At 70.9% G+C, this 16,680-nt stretch carries 15 protein-coding genes; 13 read left to right on the top strand and 2 right to left on the bottom strand.

Annotated elements, in window-relative coordinates; genetic code table 11:
• Positions 1-28: 28 nt before the first annotated feature.
• The 4 genes from rpsA to AC1DDU_RS17935 all read left to right on the top strand — a co-directional run bounded on the left by rpsA (position 29) and on the right by AC1DDU_RS17935 (position 5,095).
• Positions 29-1,477, top strand: coding sequence for a 30S ribosomal protein S1 (gene rpsA / locus AC1DDU_RS17950; protein ID WP_477436486.1), 1,449 nt, complete (start codon positions 29-31; stop codon positions 1,475-1,477).
• Positions 1,478-1,642: 165 nt separating this feature from the next.
• The gene (locus AC1DDU_RS17945; RefSeq protein ID WP_477436484.1) at positions 1,643-2,212 is read left to right on the top strand and encodes a GIY-YIG nuclease family protein; all 570 of its coding nucleotides are present in this window, start codon (positions 1,643-1,645) and stop codon (positions 2,210-2,212) included.
• Positions 2,213-2,261: 49 nt separating this feature from the next.
• On the top strand, positions 2,262-3,932 hold the full coding sequence (locus tag AC1DDU_RS17940) for a sensor histidine kinase (RefSeq protein WP_477436482.1): 1,671 nt from the start codon (positions 2,262-2,264) through the stop codon (positions 3,930-3,932).
• Positions 3,929-5,095, top strand: a complete 1,167-nt coding sequence (locus tag AC1DDU_RS17935) for a diguanylate cyclase domain-containing protein (protein ID WP_477436480.1) — start codon at positions 3,929-3,931, stop codon at positions 5,093-5,095. Before AC1DDU_RS17940 ends, AC1DDU_RS17935 begins: the two co-directional genes overlap by 4 nt.
• Before the next feature lie 23 nt (positions 5,096-5,118).
• On the opposite strand, the gene AC1DDU_RS17930 is transcribed toward AC1DDU_RS17935, so the two are convergent.
• Positions 5,119-5,916, bottom strand: coding sequence for a response regulator transcription factor (locus AC1DDU_RS17930; RefSeq protein WP_477436478.1), 798 nt, complete (start codon positions 5,914-5,916; stop codon positions 5,119-5,121).
• A gap of 463 nt (positions 5,917-6,379) precedes the next feature.
• On the opposite strand from AC1DDU_RS17930, the gene coaE reads away from it, so the two are divergent.
• Both coaE and uvrB read left to right on the top strand, forming a co-directional pair.
• A complete protein-coding gene (coaE, locus tag AC1DDU_RS17925; protein ID WP_477436476.1) occupies positions 6,380-7,003 on the top strand; it encodes a dephospho-CoA kinase in 624 nt (207 codons plus the stop codon).
• 84 nt (positions 7,004-7,087) lie between these two features.
• On the top strand, positions 7,088-9,169 hold the full coding sequence (gene uvrB, locus AC1DDU_RS17920; RefSeq protein WP_477436474.1) for an excinuclease ABC subunit UvrB: 2,082 nt from the start codon (positions 7,088-7,090) through the stop codon (positions 9,167-9,169).
• A 9-nt stretch (positions 9,170-9,178) separates the two neighbouring features.
• Here uvrB and AC1DDU_RS17915 read toward each other — a convergent pair whose 3' ends face one another.
• On the bottom strand, positions 9,179-9,439 hold the full coding sequence (locus AC1DDU_RS17915; protein ID WP_477436472.1) for a hypothetical protein: 261 nt from the start codon (positions 9,437-9,439) through the stop codon (positions 9,179-9,181).
• Positions 9,440-9,476: 37 nt separating this feature from the next.
• On the opposite strand from AC1DDU_RS17915, the gene AC1DDU_RS17910 reads away from it, so the two are divergent.
• From AC1DDU_RS17910 to AC1DDU_RS17880, 7 genes are all read left to right on the top strand, one after another.
• Positions 9,477-9,920: a MarR family winged helix-turn-helix transcriptional regulator gene (locus AC1DDU_RS17910; protein ID WP_477436470.1), complete on the top strand. Its 444-nt coding sequence runs from the start codon at positions 9,477-9,479 to the stop codon at positions 9,918-9,920.
• A 166-nt stretch (positions 9,921-10,086) separates the two neighbouring features.
• On the top strand, positions 10,087-12,501 hold the full coding sequence (locus AC1DDU_RS17905; protein WP_477436468.1) for a 5'-nucleotidase C-terminal domain-containing protein: 2,415 nt from the start codon (positions 10,087-10,089) through the stop codon (positions 12,499-12,501).
• A gap of 99 nt (positions 12,502-12,600) precedes the next feature.
• Entirely contained in the window at positions 12,601-13,323 is a 723-nt protein-coding gene (locus AC1DDU_RS17900) for a DUF4129 domain-containing protein (protein ID WP_477436466.1), read from the top strand.
• Positions 13,320-13,793: a hypothetical protein gene (locus AC1DDU_RS17895; RefSeq protein WP_477436464.1), complete on the top strand. Its 474-nt coding sequence runs from the start codon at positions 13,320-13,322 to the stop codon at positions 13,791-13,793. The genes AC1DDU_RS17900 and AC1DDU_RS17895 overlap by 4 nt, the downstream gene beginning before the upstream one ends.
• Positions 13,793-14,782 carry an AAA family ATPase gene (locus AC1DDU_RS17890; protein WP_477436462.1) on the top strand — a complete coding sequence of 330 codons (990 nt, stop codon included), beginning with the start codon at positions 13,793-13,795 and terminating at the stop codon, positions 14,780-14,782. Before AC1DDU_RS17895 ends, AC1DDU_RS17890 begins: the two co-directional genes overlap by 1 nt.
• Positions 14,779-16,095 carry a DUF58 domain-containing protein gene (locus AC1DDU_RS17885; protein ID WP_477436460.1) on the top strand — a complete coding sequence of 439 codons (1,317 nt, stop codon included), beginning with the start codon at positions 14,779-14,781 and terminating at the stop codon, positions 16,093-16,095. The genes AC1DDU_RS17890 and AC1DDU_RS17885 overlap by 4 nt, the downstream gene beginning before the upstream one ends.
• Complete coding sequence (locus AC1DDU_RS17880; RefSeq protein ID WP_477436458.1) at positions 16,092-16,673, top strand: hypothetical protein; 582 nt, start codon at positions 16,092-16,094, stop codon at positions 16,671-16,673. The genes AC1DDU_RS17885 and AC1DDU_RS17880 overlap by 4 nt, the downstream gene beginning before the upstream one ends.
• The last annotated feature ends 7 nt before the right edge of the window (positions 16,674-16,680 follow it).

Genomic DNA, 16,680 nt, shown 5'->3' with positions numbered 1-16,680 from the left:
ATCCAACCCAACAAGGACAACCCACTACATGACTAGCGCAACGACCGCCCCGGCCACCAAGCAGGTCGCGATCAACGACATCGGATCTGCTGAGGACTTCCTGGCCGCGGTCGAGAAGACTCTGAAGTTCTTCAACGACGGCGACCTGATCGAGGGCACCGTGGTGAAGATCGACCGCGACGAGGTCCTCCTCGACGTCGGTTACAAGACCGAGGGTGTCATCCCCTCGCGTGAGCTTTCCATCAAGCACGACGTCGACCCCAACGAGGTCGTCAAGGTCGGCGACGAGGTCGAAGCCCTCGTTCTCCAGAAGGAGGACAAGGAAGGCCGCCTCATCCTCTCCAAGAAGCGCGCGCAGTACGAGCGTGCATGGGGCGACGTCGAGAAGATCAAGGAGAACGACGGCGTCGTGACCGGCCAGGTCATCGAGGTCGTCAAGGGTGGTCTCATCGTCGACATCGGTCTTCGTGGCTTCCTCCCCGCGTCGCTCATCGAGCTCCGCCGCGTCCGCGACCTCACGCCGTACCTCGGCCAGGAGATCGAGGCGAAGATCCTCGAGCTCGACAAGAACCGCAACAACGTCGTGCTCTCGCGCCGCGCCCTGCTCGAGCAGACGCAGTCCGAGTCGCGCACCACGTTCCTCAACAACCTCCACAAGGGCCAGGTCCGCAAGGGCACGGTCTCGTCGATCGTCAACTTCGGTGCGTTCGTCGACCTCGGTGGCGTCGACGGTCTCGTCCACGTCTCGGAGCTCTCGTGGAAGCACATCGAGCACGCGTCCGAGGTCGTCGAGGTCGGCCAGGAGGTCACCGTCGAGATCCTCGAGGTGGACCTCGACCGCGAGCGCGTCTCCCTGTCGCTGAAGGCGACGCAGGAGGACCCGTGGCAGGTCTTCGCCCGCACCCACGCGATCGGTCAGGTCGCGCCGGGCAAGGTCACCAAGCTCGTTCCGTTCGGTGCGTTCGTGCGCGTCGCGGACGGCATCGAGGGCCTCGTGCACATCTCGGAGCTGTCGGGCAAGCACGTCGAGCTCGCCGAGCAGGTCGTGTCGGTCGGCGAAGAGGTCTTCGTCAAGATCATCGACATCGACCTCGAGCGTCGCCGCATCTCGCTGTCGCTCAAGCAGGCCAACGAGTCGGTCGACCCCAACGGCACCGAGTTCGACCCGGCCCTGTACGGCATGGTCACGGAGTACGACGAGCACGGGGAGTACAAGTACCCCGAGGGCTTCGACCCCGAGACCAACGCGTGGCTCGAAGGCTTCGACGAGCAGCGTGAGAAGTGGGAGCAGGAGTACGCCGCTGCCCACGCTCGCTGGGAGGCCCACAAGGCTGCCGTCACCAAGGCCCTCGAGGCCGAGGCGGCTGCTCCGATCGAGACCGGTGCGACGTCGTTCTCGTCCGACAGCGGCCCCGCGGGCACGCTCGCGGACGACGAGGCCCTCGCCGCTCTGCGCGAGAAGCTCTCGGGTCGCTGATCCTGAGCTGAGCCGTCCGGTTCGCTGAACCGTCTGGTCCGAAATGGCCGTCACCTCCGGGTGGCGGCCATTTCGCATGCGTGGACGATCGGATGCCGCGGCCCGCGGCATCCGATCACCCCTCCGGCCGAGACCGACGTCGGGGGCCTCACCTAGCATCGCCGTGTGCCCGTGAACCCTGCTGCTGCGCGCTGCCTCGTCGACGACGACGGATGCCGTGGGCCGGTGCCCGCGGACGCGCCCCTGCCCCTGTGCGAGGCGCATCTCGCCGTCGCCGCGGAGTGGGCGGCGGCCGAGTACGGTGTGACCGACGTGCTGCCGTCGCCCTGCGTCGTGTGCGGTTCGCGGCTGGGAGCGCGCTACCCGTCGGGCTGGCTGTGCGCGGTGTGCGAGTGGCGCCACGGCGAGATCCCTGACGCCGAGTTCGCGCCGCCGCGTGTGGACGTCGTCTACTACATCCGGTACGCCGACCGCGTGAAGATCGGCACCAGCGCCAATCCTCGGCAGCGGCTGGGGGCGATCCGGCACGACGAGCTGCTCGCCTTCGAGCGCGGCGGCCGGGCGCTCGAGCAGCGGCGCCACCGGCAGTTCTCCGCAGACCGCCACGGCGGCACCGAGTGGTTCCGCAGCTCCGAGGCGCTCCAGGCCCACATCGAGGCCCTGGCGGCCGGCGTCGACGACCCGTGGGACGCCTACGCGCGCTGGCTCAGCGAGGCGCTCGCGGCACACGCGTGACGGAGGTCCCACCCTCCCGCCAGGACGCGGCATCCGTTACCGTCACGGTATGACCGCCGCGACGTCGGGCGAACCGGGTGCACCCGTCGCTCGTCCTCGCGCCGTCGGCACCGCTCCGGATGCCGCCGACCGCACGCGGGGCCGCACCGCGACGCTGAACCAGCTGCTGCTGGCCGCGGTGGTCTTCGTGCTCGGCGTGATGGTGGCACTCGGCCCCTTCTCCGGCGATCCGGTGCTCTTCTTCCTGGGCCTGGTCGTGGTGATGGGGGTCACCGCGGGGACGCTGATCGTGCCGTGGAGCCGGTTGCCGTACGGATGGGTGGCGCTGGTCCCGGCGGCCGACATCATCGCCATCACGATGATGCAGGTCGCCGCACCCGACACGGTGCTCGGCCTGCTGTGGATCTTCCCGACGACCTGGCTCGCCGGGGGGTTCGGCCTGCTCGGGCTGTTCGGGGTCATCGTCGCGATCGCCGGCATCGTGAGCGTGCTGACCGCCCTCACCGCACCAGAGGTCACCTACCGCACCTTCCTCCTCCCGCTCGTGCTCATCGCGGTCGCCGCGACAAGCAACCTCAACGCACGGCGCTCCGATGCGCAGCGCATGCTCCTCGCGAAGCAGTCGGACCTGCTGCGCAGCGTCCTGGCGCGCACGCGGCGTCAGGAGCAGGTCCTCACCGAAGTGCTGGATGCGGTGGACTTCGGAATCGTCCGCATCGGTGCGGACGGGAGGATCGCGATCACCAACAACGCGCACGGCCGCTTGCTGCAGGGCCTCGAACCCGACGACCAGGCGCAGGTCGCGGTGTTCCGTGACGACGGTGCCGCGGCTCTCCCGCCCGATGAGCTTCCACTGGAGAGGGCCCGCCGCGGCGAGTCGTTCGACGACCAGGTGGTGTGGTTCGGTGTCGAGCCGGGACCGCGACGCGCCCTCACGATCACCGCGCGCCGCCTCATCGACTCGGACGGTGCGGATGCCGGCGCCGTGGTGGTGTCGCGAGACATCACCGCGGAGCTCACTGCCCTCCGTGCGCGCGACGATCTCGTCGCGTCGGTCTCGCATGAGCTGCGGACGCCGCTCACGTCGATCCTCGGCTACCTCGACCTCGCCATCGAAGATCCCGACACGCCCGATGACGTGCGGGCCGGACTCGACGTCGCCGAGCGCAACGCCGAGCGACTGCTGCGCATCGTGGCCGACATCCTGGCCGCGTCGAGCTCATCGCCGTCGTCGGTCGAGGCATCCCTCGTCGCTCAACCCGTCGATCTCCGCGAGCTGGTGCGCGGCGCTGCGACCGACGCCGTCCCGCGCGCCGCTGCACGGGCGATCACGATCGACGTGACGGGATTGGAGCCCGCCGCGGCGTGGGCGGACCCGCTCCGGCTGCGGCAGGTGGTCGACAACCTCGTCTCCAACGCGATCGTCTACAACAAGGACGGCGGCACGGTCTTCGTGGGGACCACGAGCGACGGCACGTCGAGCTGGGTCCTGGTGCGCGACACCGGCGTGGGCATCTCGGACACGGACCGATCACGGCTGTTCCAGCGGTACTACAAGGCAGGGCGCGAACGCCGCGCGGGCACCGGGCTGGGCCTGGCGATCACCCGCGACATCGTCCGCGCGCACGGCGGCGAACTCGCACTCCACAGCGCCGTCGGCGTCGGCTCGACGTTCATCGTGAAGCTGCCCGCGATCCGACCGGAGGGAGAGACACCATGAGCCTCGACGTGGCGACGGTCGTGATCATGACGGCGCTGGTCGTCAACGTCAGCGGTGTGCTCTTCATCCTGGAGACGCTGCTCCGCCGGGACGAGGGGGCGGGGCGCATCTGGTCGCTGGCTTTCCTGTCGGCCATGCTGACGACGTTGGCCTACACGATCTGGGTCCAGTCGGACAGTGCATGGTGGGCGATCGCGATCGGCAACGCGGCGTTCGTTTCGGGCACGGGCTGCATGTGGCTCGGATGCCGTCGATTCAACGGACGGGGCCTGCGGTGGTCGTCCGTGCTGGTGGCCGCGGCAGTCGTCGCCGCCGGGACCGCCGTCGTGGTGGCCGGTGACCAGGGCGGCGACTGGGCAGGCGCGCTCTGGATGTTCCTGCCGTTGCTCGGCTTCGCGGCGGCAGGCGCCGTCGAATGCCTGCGCGGCGAGCTGCGCGAGTCGCGCACGGCCTGGGTCCTGGGCGCCGTGCTCGGCTTCGAGTCGCTGTACTACATCTCCCGCACGACGGCATTCTTGACGTCGGGGCCTGACAGCGCTCTGTTCCAGAGCGCATTCGGCACGGTGAGCACGGGTGTGCTCACCGTCACCCTCACCATCGTCGCCGTCGTCGTCACGTCGGTGTTGCGGGCCAGTCGCGCGCCGATGCGCGGGTACCTGCGCGACGGCGGATCGGCGGACCTCGATGAGGGGATCGTCTCCGCGGAGTCGTTCGACACGGCCCTCGCTGCGCTGTGCCGGCGAGGAGCGCGACGATCCGAGCAGATCGCGGTGACCGCCGTGCGGCTGGACGACCTCGACGAGATATCCACCGCGTTCGGGAGCGATGTGGCCGGCGCCGTCTCCGAGACCTGGCGCTCGGGCGTGCGGCGCCACGCTCCCACGAACGCCGTGGTCGCCCAGGACGGTGCCACCGGACTCGTGGTGGCGCTCGCGGTGACGTCTGCGCAGGAGGCGCGGCGGGCGGCCGGGGCGATCTATCGCGGACTGTTCGACGACCTCGGCAAGGTGGGCGGGGGAGTGATCCCCGTCGTGGGTGTCGGGGTGGCCCTCAGCGAGACCTCCGGTCACGACCCGTCGGAGCTGGTGCGAGCGGCCCGCGAGGCGGCAGCCCGTGCGGCTGCGAACGTGGAGACCTCCGTGCTGGTCGACGAAGGTCCGTAGCGGCACCCCGCCGGTCGTCGCTCTCAGGCGGTCAGCCGGTAGCCGACGCCGCGCACCGTCTCGATCCACCGTGGATGGGAGGGCGACTCGCCGAGCTTGCGACGCAGGTTCGCCATGTGCACCTCGATCGCGCGGGCATCGCTGTCGGAGACGAAGTCGCTGACCGCGTACTGGTCGCCACGGAGCATCAGCGCGATCTCGGACTTCGCACGCACCCGACGCCCGGCGACCAGCAGGTCGGCGAGGATGTCGAACTCGCTGCGGGTGAGCTCGATGTCGTGGCCGTCGACGCTCACGATGTGCGTCTGCACGTTCAGCCGGAGCCCGTGATGCTCGAGCCACGCGCCGTCGGCGGAAGCGACGGCGGGTGGTGGCGCGTCCTCGGGTGCGACGACATGACGCGGCCGGCGCAGCATCGCGTCGATCCTGGCGCGCAGCTCGCGAGGGCGGAACGGCTTGGCGACGTAGTCGTCGGCTCCGGCCTCGAGACCCTGCAGGGCGTCGATCTCCTCGGTGCGGGCGCTGAGCATCACGATGTAGGTGGTGCTGATCGCCCTGATGCGCTTGGCGGTCTCGAAGCCGTCCATTCCGGGCATGTTCACGTCGAGCGTCGTCACCAGCGGCCGGTGGATGCGGACGAGGTCGACGCCTTCGGCGCCGTTCGCCGCACCGTGCACCTCGAAGCCCGCCTGAGACAGCACCGTCGACAGCAACGAGCGGATGTCTTCCTCGTCCTCGATCACGACGGCGACGCGCGCTTCTTCCACCGGTGCACCCCCCGGATCCGGTGACACGGTGGACGGATCCTGGACGTCGGTCATGATATCCCAGAATGCCGCCTCGAACCGGTGTTCTCCGCCACCGTTCACGGGACGCGCGTGGTCCGACGGCGACGACGGGCTGCGCGCGAACCCGGGGTCGCGCGGAGGGCGGGGGAGTACCCCCTGCCCCGCCCCTCGCGCGTCCTCGGAGCACGGACCGGAGCCGCGAGCGTCCCCAACATCGCGGCCGGTCCGTTCCCTCGGGTGATCCCGCTGCGACGGCTATCGTGAAGACGGCGGGCGCGGCGCGCGCGGCAGGACGGGATCTCGTCGTTCGTTCCCCAGTCGCGTTCGACGTTCATCACCCCGCCCTCCCCAGTACCACACGGCGGATCGTTCCCTTCGGGTGCCCCGAGGCTACTCCCGGCCCCTCAATGCGTGCTCAGCCCAGCCTCAGGAACGGCGCAGGCTTGGCGGCGTCGCAGGGCGCACGCATCCGCGGCGGGCGTGGCATCCTCGATGCATGCCCCTCGTCGCGCTCACCGGAGGCATCGCCTCGGGAAAATCCACGATCGCCCACCGCCTGGCCGAGCACGGCGCCGTGGTGGTCGATGCCGACCAGCTCGTGCGCGAAGTCCAGCAGCCGGGTTCACCGGTGCTGTCCGCGATCGCGGACGCCTTCGGCGAGCGGATGCTGCGCCCCGACGGCTCGCTGGACCGCGCGGCGCTGGGAGCCCGGGTGTTCGGCGACGACGCGGCGATCGCGCGGCTGAACGCGATCGTGCACCCGGCGGTCAAGGCCGAGTCCGCTCGGCGGTTCGCGGAGGCGTTCGCCGCCGACCCCGATGCGGTGGTCGTCTACGACGTGCCGCTCCTGGTCGAGGCGCGCGTCGGCGACCCGTGGGAGCTCATCGTGGTCGCCCACGCGCCCGTGGACGTACGGGCGCGCCGGCTCGTGGAACTGCGCGGGCTCAGCGAGGCGGAGGCGGCGGCGCGCATCGCCTCCCAGGTCGCGGACGACGTGCGGCTGGCCATCGCCGACGTGGTGATCGAGACCGGCGGCACGGTCGATGAGACGCTGCACCAGGTCGACGGGCTGTGGGAGGCGCTGGACCGTCACCTCGCCGAGCGCGCGGCGCAGACCTAGCCGGGCCCTCCGGCGGGGCGGGTGGCGGCATCCGCTCGCCGCGAACTCCGCCCCCGTGTCGGAGGCGACGCCTACGCTGGACGGGTGCAGACCACTCGATCCGTGCGGCCGTTCGAGGTCGTGAGCGAATTCGCCCCGTCCGGCGACCAGCCGCAGGCCATCGCCGAACTGGCGGCGCGCATCAACGCCGGCGAGACCGACGTCGTGCTGCTGGGCGCGACCGGCACGGGCAAGTCGGCGACCACGGCGTGGCTCGTCGAGGCGGTGCAGCGGCCGACGCTCGTGCTGGCGCACAACAAGACGCTCGCCGCCCAGCTGGCGAACGAGTTCCGCGAGCTCATGCCGCACAACGCGGTGGAGTACTTCGTCAGCTACTACGACTACTACCAGCCCGAGGCGTACGTCCCCCAGACCGACACCTTCATCGAGAAGGACTCCTCGATCAACGCCGAAGTCGAGCGACTGCGGCACTCGACGACGAACTCGCTGCTGAGCCGGCGCGACGTCGTCGTGGTGAGCACCGTGTCGTGCATCTACGGCCTCGGCTCGCCCGAGGAGTACCTGCGCGCGATGGTGGCGCTGCAGGTCGGCGAGGTGTACGACCGCGACGCGCTCATCCGCAAGTTCATCGCGATGCAGTACAACCGCAACGACGTGGACTTCTCACGCGGAAACTTCCGTGTGCGCGGCGACACGATCGAGATCATCCCGGTGTACGAGGAGTACGCGATCCGCATCGAGATGTTCGGCGACGAGATCGAGGCGCTGTTCATGCTGCATCCCCTCACGGGCGACGTGGTGCAGCGCCTCGACAGCGTGCCGATCTTCCCGGCGACGCACTACGCGGCGGGGACCGAGACCGTGCAGCGGGCGATCGGCACGATCGAGGACGAACTGGCCGAGCGGCTCAAGGAGCTCGAGTCGCAGAACAAGCTGCTCGAGGCGCAGCGCCTGCGCATGCGCACCACGTTCGACCTCGAGATGCTGCAGCAGCTCGGGTTCTGCTCCGGCATCGAGAACTACTCGCGGCACCTCGACGGACGTTCGGCGGGGGAGCCGCCGCACACGCTGCTCGACTTCTTCCCCGACGACTTCCTCATGGTGATCGACGAGTCGCATGTGACCGTCCCGCAGATCGGGGCGATGTACGAGGGGGATGCCTCGCGCAAGCGCACGCTCGTCGAGCACGGCTTCCGGCTGCCCAGCGCGATGGACAACCGCCCGCTCCGCTGGGACGAGTTCAAGAACCGCATCGGGCAGACCGTCTACCTGTCCGCCACGCCCGGCCGGTACGAGATGGGGATCGCCGACGGAGTGGTGGAGCAGATCATCCGCCCGACCGGCCTCGTCGACCCCCAGATCATCGTCAAGCCGTCGAAGGGTCAGATCGACGACCTGCTCGAGGAGATCCGCATCCGCGCGGCGCGCGACGAGCGCGTGCTCGTCACCACGCTCACGAAGAAGATGGCCGAAGAGCTCACCGACTTCCTCGGCGAGCACGGCGTGCGCGTGCGGTACCTGCACTCCGACGTCGACACGCTGCGACGCGTCGAGCTCCTCAGCGAGCTGCGCGCGGGCGTCTACGACGTCCTCGTCGGCATCAACCTGCTCCGCGAGGGACTCGATCTGCCCGAGGTCTCGCTGGTGTCGATCCTCGACGCCGACAAGGAGGGGTTCCTGCGCAGCGGCACCTCGCTCATCCAGACGATCGGCCGCGCGGCGCGCAACGTGTCGGGTGAGGTGCACATGTACGCCGACACGGTCACCGACTCGATGGCGAAGGCGATCGAAGAGACCGACCGCCGCCGCGAGAAGCAGGTCGAGTACAACAGGGTCAACGGCATCGACCCGCAGCCGCTGCGCAAGAAGATCGCCGACATCACCGAGGTGCTCGCGCGCGAGGCCTCCGACACGGACCGGATGCTGCGCGGCAAGGCGGCGGCCAAGACCAAGTCGGGTGTCGGCAAGAGCCCCACTCCGCAGCTGCGGCGCGAGGGGATCGCCGCCGAGGGCGCCGAGCAGCTCGAGGCCACCATCGCTGATCTCAGTCAGCAGATGCTGGCGGCCGCCGGAGAGCTGAAGTTCGAGCTCGCGGCGAGGCTGCGTGACGAGGTGCAGGACCTCAAGAAGGAACTGCGCGCCATGGAGCGCGCGGGCCACGCCTGACCCTCGCCGTCACGGGCAGTGCATCAGCGGCTTCGGGCCGGAGCGGTCGAACGAGTGATGCGAGATCGGCTGACCGCACAGCGGGCATGCCCGTTCGGCGCGCTCCGACGCTGTCGGCGGGGGCGTCGTCTCGTACGGCCCCACCGCCGCGGGTCCGGCGAGCCGGATCAGCTTCGTGTTGAACCAGGCGTACCAGCCGCCGGCCTCGCGCACGCGTTCGCGGAGGGGGCGGTGGGCGTCGGGGGTGGCATCCATGTCCGGCATGTTCATTAGTGTACTAATGATTAGCCCACGATAGGATCATCGCGTGAAGGATTCCGAACTCGGCCCCGACGCCCTGCTCGCGCTCGACAACCAGGTGTGCTTCGCGCTGGTGACGGCGGCGCGCAACGTCGTGGGGGTGTACCGGCCGATCCTCGAGCCGATGGGGCTGACGCATCCTCAGTACCTCGTGATGCTGGCGCTGTGGGAGCGGTCGCCGCGGTCGCTGCGGGAGCTCGCCGACGAACTCGCGCTGGAGCCTGCCACGGTCTCGCCACTGGTCAAGCGGTTGGAGGCGCAGGACCTCGTGACACGCTCGCGACGCGACGGTGACGAGCGCGTGCTCGACGTCGGCCTCACCGATGCCGGGAGGCGCCTGCGCGAGCGTGCGCTCGAGGTCCCGGGCAAGGTGATGGCCGCGACCGGGACGGACGCTGCCACGCTGCTCGCCCTGCGTGACGCACTGCGACCCTTCTCCGGACCGCGCTGACCGCTCGCGAGGCATTCGCCGACCGTTGCGGGAACGTTCATCCGGGCTCTAGGCGAACGTCCAGGATTCTCCTAGTCTCAGAATCGGTGCGCCTCGGTCCCCCCGAACCCGGCTCGATCCGACGCGCACCGCGTTCTGCATCGCCACGAGAAAGAAGCACGCATCCATGCGATCTGATCCGCGTTCCGCACCCCCGTCTCCCCGTCGTCGTCTCGCTCTGGGAGCATCGGCTCTGACGGTCGCCGCGCTGGCGACGGGCGTCCTCGTCGCTCCCGCCGCCCATGCGGCCACGACCGAGGTGCAGATCCTCGCCACCAACGACTTCCACGGTCGCATCCTGAACAACACGACGAACGGCGAAGCCGGGGCGGCCGTGCTCGCCGGCGCCGTCAAGCAGCTGCGCGCGGCGAATCCCAACACCGTGTTCGCCGCCGCGGGCGACCTCATCGGCGCGTCGACGTTCGAGTCGTTCATCCAGCACGACAAGCCGACGATCGATGCGCTCAACGAAGCCGGTCTGGACGTGTCGGCGGTGGGCAACCACGAGCTCGATCAGGGCTACAACGATCTCGTCAACCGCGTCATGGCGCCCTACGACGCCACCACGAACCCGTTCGGCGGCGCGAAGTGGCAGTACATCGCGGCCAACCTCAAGATGAAGGCCACCGGCGACGACGCCGTACCCGCCACGTGGATCAAGACCTTCGGCGACGTGGAGGTCGGCTTCGTCGGAGCCGTCACCGAGGATCTCCCCACCCTGGTGAGCCCCGGCGGCATCGCCGACATCGCCGTGAAGGGCATCGTGCAGTCGGTCAACGCCGAGGCGGCCGACCTCGTCGCCGAGGGCGCCGACCTCGTCGTCATGCTCGTGCACGAAGGTGCGGCATCCACCGACTGCACCACCATGGACGACGCCGGCGCCTGGGCGAACATCATCAACAACGTCTCGCCCGACGTCGACGCGATCGTCTCGGGGCACACCCACCTCGCCTACAACTGCTCGTTCCCGGTCGCCCAGTGGGCGACGGAGGGTCGTGCCGTCACCGACCGCCCGGTCGTGTCGGCGGGCCAGTACGGCACCAACCTCAACCAGCTCGTCTACTCCGTGGATGACGCCGGACAGGTCACCGCGAAGACCCAGGCGATCCTGCCCCTCGAGGACAACGCGTTCGTCGCGAAGTACCCGGCTGATCCCGCCACCGCGAAGATCGCCGACACGGCCTCCAAGCAGGCCGAGGTGCTCGGCGCTGTCGAACTCGGCAAGCTGGGCGGCGCCCTGAACCGTGCGAAGTTCGCCAGCGGAAGCGAGAACCGCGGCGGAGAGTCGACCCTGGGCAACCTCGTCGCCGAGGTGCAGCAGTGGGCGACCGAGGGGCAGGAGTCGGGCGCGGCGCAGATCGCGTTCATGAACCCCGGCGGCCTGCGCACCGACATGCTCGGCACGGATCCCGGCAACGGCTCCTATCCGCGCACGCTCACCTACAAGCAGGCGGCCGTGGTGCAGCCGTTCGCGAACACCCTCGTGAACATGCAGCTCACCGGTGCGCAGATCAAGAAGGTGCTCGAGCAGCAGTGGCAGCGCGACGCGCTCAACAAGGTGCCCAGCCGCAACTTCCTGCGGCTCGGTGTCTCCGAGGGCTTCGACTACACCTACACGCAGCAGCAGGTGACCGAGTTCCCGCTCGATGACCCGAAGACGACGGACGTGGACGAGTCGAAGGTGTCGTACACCGGCACGCGAGGCACCGTGACGGGCATGTGGCTGAACGGCGAGCCGATCGACCTCGCGGCGACCTACTCGGTGACCGTGAACTCCTTCCTCTCGACCGGCGGCGACAACTTCTTCGAACTCGCGAACGGGACGGCGAAGCGCGACACCGGCAAGGTCGACCTCGCGGCGATGGTGGACTACCTCGCCACGTTCGCCGCGACCACGCCGCTGCCGGTCGACTACGCCCAGCACGCGGTCGAGATCGGGTTCCCTGCCGGTGCCCCTGCAGCGTACGACCGAGGCGCGAAGGTCGGGTTCGCCGTCAAGTCGTGGGCGATGTCGGCACCCGGTGACGTCACCGACTCCGAGATCGTCGTCTCGCTCGACGGCGAGAAGCTCGGTGCGTTCCCCGTGGACAACACGATCGGCACCACCGCAGTCCTCAACGACGACTACGGCACGGCGACGGTGTCGGTGAAGCTCCCTTCGAACGTGCCGTTCGGCGGTACGGTCCAGCTCACGCTCACCGGCGCGAGCACCGGCACGTCGGTGGTGGTTCCCGTCACGATCGCCAAGGCCGACAGCGTCACCGTCGGGATCCCGAACAAGCTGATCGCGAACGCGAAGTCCGCGATCCAGTTCACCACCGTGGTGATCGCAGAGGGCGGTGTGCGTCCGACCGGCGAGGTCACGATCTACGACGGCGACACCGCGATCGCGACAGCGACGCTCACTGACAAGAGCCGTGGCACGGTCAAGGTGAAGCTGCCGGCGCTCGACAAGGGGGCGCACAAGCTGTCGGTCGTCTACAGCGGGAGCGCGACCGTCGCGACGTCCAAGAGCCCGACGGTGACCGTGCTGGTGCGCTGACGAGGTTCGACGAACACGGATGCCGCGGGGCCATCGCCCCGCGGCATCCGTGTTCTGGGCGGCACCGTCGGCGCGTCCGCGGCGCTCTAGGGTGGGGTCATGACACCGGCCGTCCGCTCCCGCTCGGCGCGCGCGGGCGGGCTCGTCGCCGCGGCGGCCGTCGTGGGCGTGTGCCTCCTGCTCATGCTGCTGTCGGGGGTGCAGGGCGTCCCGCAGTTCGAGGCTGTTCCGCGGGCGGAAGCCACGCGGACCGCCGCACCGCCTCCGCAGGCGACCGCGACCAGCGAACCACTCCCCGAATTGCTCCGGGACGCCGACCCGGGCGCCGCCGGCGCGGTGATCCTGATCCTCCTCGGCGTGCTCGCCGCCGCGCTGCTCGCACTCCTCGTCGTGACGGTCGTGCGGGCTCTCCGCCGCGCCGGGGAGAGGCGGGCGCCGCAGGAGCGCGAGGGCGCGACGGTCGCCGCGACGGCGGCCGCGGCAGCAGCGGCCGAAGCCCAGCCGGACGTCGCGGTCATCCAGCGGGGGATCGCGGCGGCGCTCGGGCGCCTCGACGATCCGGCGGTGCCCGGGGACGCGATCGTCGCCGCCTGGGTCGGCGTCGAGGAGGCCGCCGCGGACTCGGGCGTCGTCCGCGGTGTCAGCGAGACACCGGGGGAGTTCGCAGTGCGGATCATCGCGCGACGATCCGCCATCGGCGAGCAGGCGCGGCGGCTGCTCGCGCTCTACGAACGAGTGCGGTTCGGCGGCTACGTCGCAACGGAGACCGATCGGGCAGACGCGCGGCGGCTGCTGGAGCGGATCGAACGGGAGTGGCGGTGACGGTGAAGCGGGTGCTGCTCGTCGTGCTGGGCCTCGCCGTCGGCACGGTGGTCGTCGTCGGCCTCGGCGGGCTCGGCGTGCCCGTCGAGTTCGCCGCCGCCTGGCTGCTGCTGATCGTCGCCGTGGGCCTGCTGAGCCGCGCCGGGCACATCGGCGAGCGGTCGTGGCCACCCCCGCGCCCCGAGCGCCGTCCCCGCGGCTCCGAGGTCTCGCGCCTCGCCTGGAACATCAACGCCCGCACCGGCGTGGCGGGCCTCGTGATCGTGCGTCGCGTGGAGCGCGTGCTGCGCCGGCGTCTCGCCCGCCTCGGGCTCGATCTCGACGACCCCGGCCAGAGCCGGGCCGTGGACGAGCTCCTGGGTGCCGGCATCCGCGAGACCTTCGTCCGTCCCGAGGTGACGCTCACCGACCTCGAACGCGTCATGACCGCGATCGACCGCCTTCCGTCCCACACGAACCAGGAGCGCTGATGCACCCGGAACCCACCCGATCCCTCCCGTCCGCCGACGAGATCGCCGATCTCGGGCGCCGCGTCCTCGACAGCGTGCGCGGGGCGATCGTCGGGATGGACGACCCCCTCACGATCGCGCTCGCCTCCGTGCTGGCCGGCGGCCACGTGCTGTTCGAGGATGTCCCCGGACTCGGCAAGACGCTCGCCGCCCGCAGCCTCGCGACAGCGCTCGGGCTCGACTTCCGGCGGCTGCAGTGCACGCCCGACATGCTGCCGGGCGACGTCACCGGCTCGTACGTCTACGCCCCCGACACGGGGGAGTTCCGCTTCCGCCCCGGTCCGATCTTCGCGGGGCTGCTCCTGGCCGACGAGATCAACCGCACCACCCCCAAGACGCAGTCGGCGATGCTCGAGGCGATGGCCGAGCGCCAGGTGACCGTCGAGGGGGTGAGGTTCCCGCTGCCCGTGCGTTTCCATGTCATCGCCACCTCCAACCCGATCGAGTACGAGGGCACGTACGCGCTGCCCGAGGCGCAGCTCGACCGCTTCATGGTGCGGCTCTCGGTCGGGTACCCGACCGCGGAGGGCGAGACGCAGATCATCCTCGATCGCGTGCGGCGGCAGAGCCCGGACGCCCAGGTCGAGCAGGTCCTCGACGCCGAGGGCCTCCTGCACCTGCAGCGGGCCGTCGAGACGATCCACGTCGACCCCGACATCGCGCGCTACTGCACGGACCTCGCCCGGGCGACGCGGACGGCGCCGCACGTGGCGGTGGGTGCGTCGCCGCGCGGCTCGCAGGCCCTCGTGCTTCTGGGCAGGGCGTTCGCCGCGCTCGACGGGCGGGCGTACGTCCGCCCCGACGACATCAAACACCTCGCGGTGCCGGTGCTCGCGCACCGTCTCACGCTGACCCCGCAGGCGTGGGCGCAGGGCGTCGATCCCGCCTCGGTGGTGTCGGCGGCCGTCGCGCAGGTGCCCGTTCCGCCGACCGTCGCCCTGCCGCGATGAGCGAGAGCGTCCGCACGACAGCCGAGGCGCCGCTGCGCTGGCTGCGGACGCCGGTCACCGCGGTGGGGCTGATCGGAGCCGTGCTGCTGGCCGCGGCCGGTGTGGCGTTCTCGCGCCCCGACCTCGTGGCGGTCGGCCTCCCGCTGGGCCTCGCGACGGTGTGGGCGCTCGCGCGGCGCCCGGCCGACGGCATCCTCCGCCTCACGGTGTCGGCGAGGGCGGCCTCGGACGGCCCGCAGGCAGGTGCCGTCGTCGGCGAAGTGGATGCCGCGCTGTCGGCCGACTGGGTGCAGCTCGCCGTCGATCAGGGCGGGTTGCGCACCGGCGTGGCCGATGTCGCGCCGGGCGACGGGACGCTGCGCATGCGCAGCCGGCTGCGGCACAGTGGTCCGACCGAGCTCATCGCCGTGACGGCACGCGGGGTCGACCAGGACGGCGCGTGGGTCACCGACCCCGGGCCGCGCACGTCGCTCGCCTGGAACGGCGTCCCCGACACCGTCCCGCTGCAGCAGCTGCCGGTGGCGCTGCGCCTCACCGGTCTGCACGGCGGTCACGAGGGTGCCCGGCCCGGGCAGGGCGGCGACTTCCGCGACATCCATCCGTTCGCGCCCGGCGACGAGCTGCGGCGCGTCGACTGGCGTGCCACCGCCCGTCTGGCGCGGCGCCCCGGCGACCTGCTGGTGCGACGCACCCAGGCGCTGAGCGACAGCACGGTCGTGATCGCGATCGACACCGCCGACGACCTCGGCGAGGCGGTCGTGACCTGGGGCACCGATGACCCCGAGCACAGCGGCGTCACGTCGCTCGATCTCGCCCGCCAGGCCGCGCTGTCGATCGCGACCTCCGCCGCGCAGGCCGGCGATCGCGTCGCGTACCACGTTCTCGCGCCCGACGGCCGCACCGTGCGGGCCGGCGCCGGGGCGCGCCAGCTCGCACGTCTGCGCGACGTCATCGCGGCGACGGGCGCGAGCGACGTCGAGGTCCGCTATCGGCGGGCGCCGATGATCGCGCACGGGTCCATCGTCTTCATGCTGTCGACGTTCTTCGACGGTGCGGCGGCAGAGCTCGCCACGCTCTGGCGTGCCGCCGGGCACGCGGTCGTCGCCGTCGACGTGCTGCCCGCGCCGCACGCCGAGCGCCTCGGCCGCGAGCGGCTGCTCGCGATGCGGACGCTGCTCGCCGAGCGCGAGGACGTGTTCGCCGAGCTGCGCGCGACGGGGATCGACGTCGTGCCGTGGGCGGATGGATCGCCCGACACGGCGCTGCGGATCGCGGCGCGCGGGCAGCGGCGCCTCCGGGCGGTGCGGCGATGACGCGGCGGACACACGCGTTCCGCGTGCGCGGCGGCCTGCCGGCCGTGCTCCTGCGCGGGCTGCTGGTCGCGGTGACGGCCGCCGGCGCGATGACGCTCGTGCCGGTGCCGCTGTGGCGCGGCCTCGCCATCGCGGCCGCGGTGATCGGTGCGGTCATGCCGCGGTCGCTGGGCGGCTGGATCGGGGGAGCCTGTGTCGGGCTCGGGATGCTGTTCGCCGACCCGCAGCCGGCGCACACCGCGATCGGGATGCTCGTGGTGCACGCGATCCACGTCCTGGCGTCGCTCGCGTGGACGGTCCCCGCGCTGTCATGGATCTCCGCACGCGCGCTGGTGCCGACGCTGCGCCGCTTCGTCGCGATCCAGCTGGTCGCGCAGCCGCTCGCCTTCGGCGTCGCGATGCTGGCCCCGCCTGCGGAGGGCGCGGGGATCGCGTGGGCCGCGCTCGCAGGCGCAGGGGTGCTGATCGTGGCCGCGGCGTTCGGGCTTCACTGGCTGCGCCGGGCGGATGCCGGCCTGCCGGTGGTTCACAGCGCACAGGAAGCACGATCCGGAGCCGATGTCGGAGGCCCCGCCTAGACTTGTC

It is taken from the genome of Microbacterium sp. 05T445 (assembly GCF_056395865.1).
The sequence above is the reverse complement of the archived record's forward strand: the minus strand, read 5'-3'. Positions and strand labels throughout refer to the sequence as shown.

Excerpts from the sequence above, each read along its gene's own strand:
- rpsA (WP_477436486.1), top strand. The coding sequence starts at position 29 with ATGACTAGCGCAACGACCGCCCCGGCCACCAAGCAGGTCGCGATCAAC.
- AC1DDU_RS17940 (WP_477436482.1), top strand. The coding sequence starts at position 2,262 with ATGACCGCCGCGACGTCGGGCGAACCGGGTGCACCCGTCGCTCGTCCT.
- AC1DDU_RS17935 (WP_477436480.1), top strand. The coding sequence starts at position 3,929 with ATGAGCCTCGACGTGGCGACGGTCGTGATCATGACGGCGCTGGTCGTC.
- AC1DDU_RS17930 (WP_477436478.1), bottom strand. The coding sequence starts at position 5,916 with ATGACCGACGTCCAGGATCCGTCCACCGTGTCACCGGATCCGGGGGGT.
- coaE (WP_477436476.1), top strand. The coding sequence starts at position 6,380 with ATGCCCCTCGTCGCGCTCACCGGAGGCATCGCCTCGGGAAAATCCACG.
- AC1DDU_RS17915 (WP_477436472.1), bottom strand. The coding sequence starts at position 9,439 with ATGAACATGCCGGACATGGATGCCACCCCCGACGCCCACCGCCCCCTC.
- AC1DDU_RS17905 (WP_477436468.1), top strand. The coding sequence starts at position 10,087 with ATGCGATCTGATCCGCGTTCCGCACCCCCGTCTCCCCGTCGTCGTCTC.
- AC1DDU_RS17900 (WP_477436466.1), top strand. The coding sequence starts at position 12,601 with ATGACACCGGCCGTCCGCTCCCGCTCGGCGCGCGCGGGCGGGCTCGTC.
- AC1DDU_RS17890 (WP_477436462.1), top strand. The coding sequence starts at position 13,793 with ATGCACCCGGAACCCACCCGATCCCTCCCGTCCGCCGACGAGATCGCC.
- AC1DDU_RS17885 (WP_477436460.1), top strand. The coding sequence starts at position 14,779 with ATGAGCGAGAGCGTCCGCACGACAGCCGAGGCGCCGCTGCGCTGGCTG.
- AC1DDU_RS17880 (WP_477436458.1), top strand. The coding sequence starts at position 16,092 with ATGACGCGGCGGACACACGCGTTCCGCGTGCGCGGCGGCCTGCCGGCC.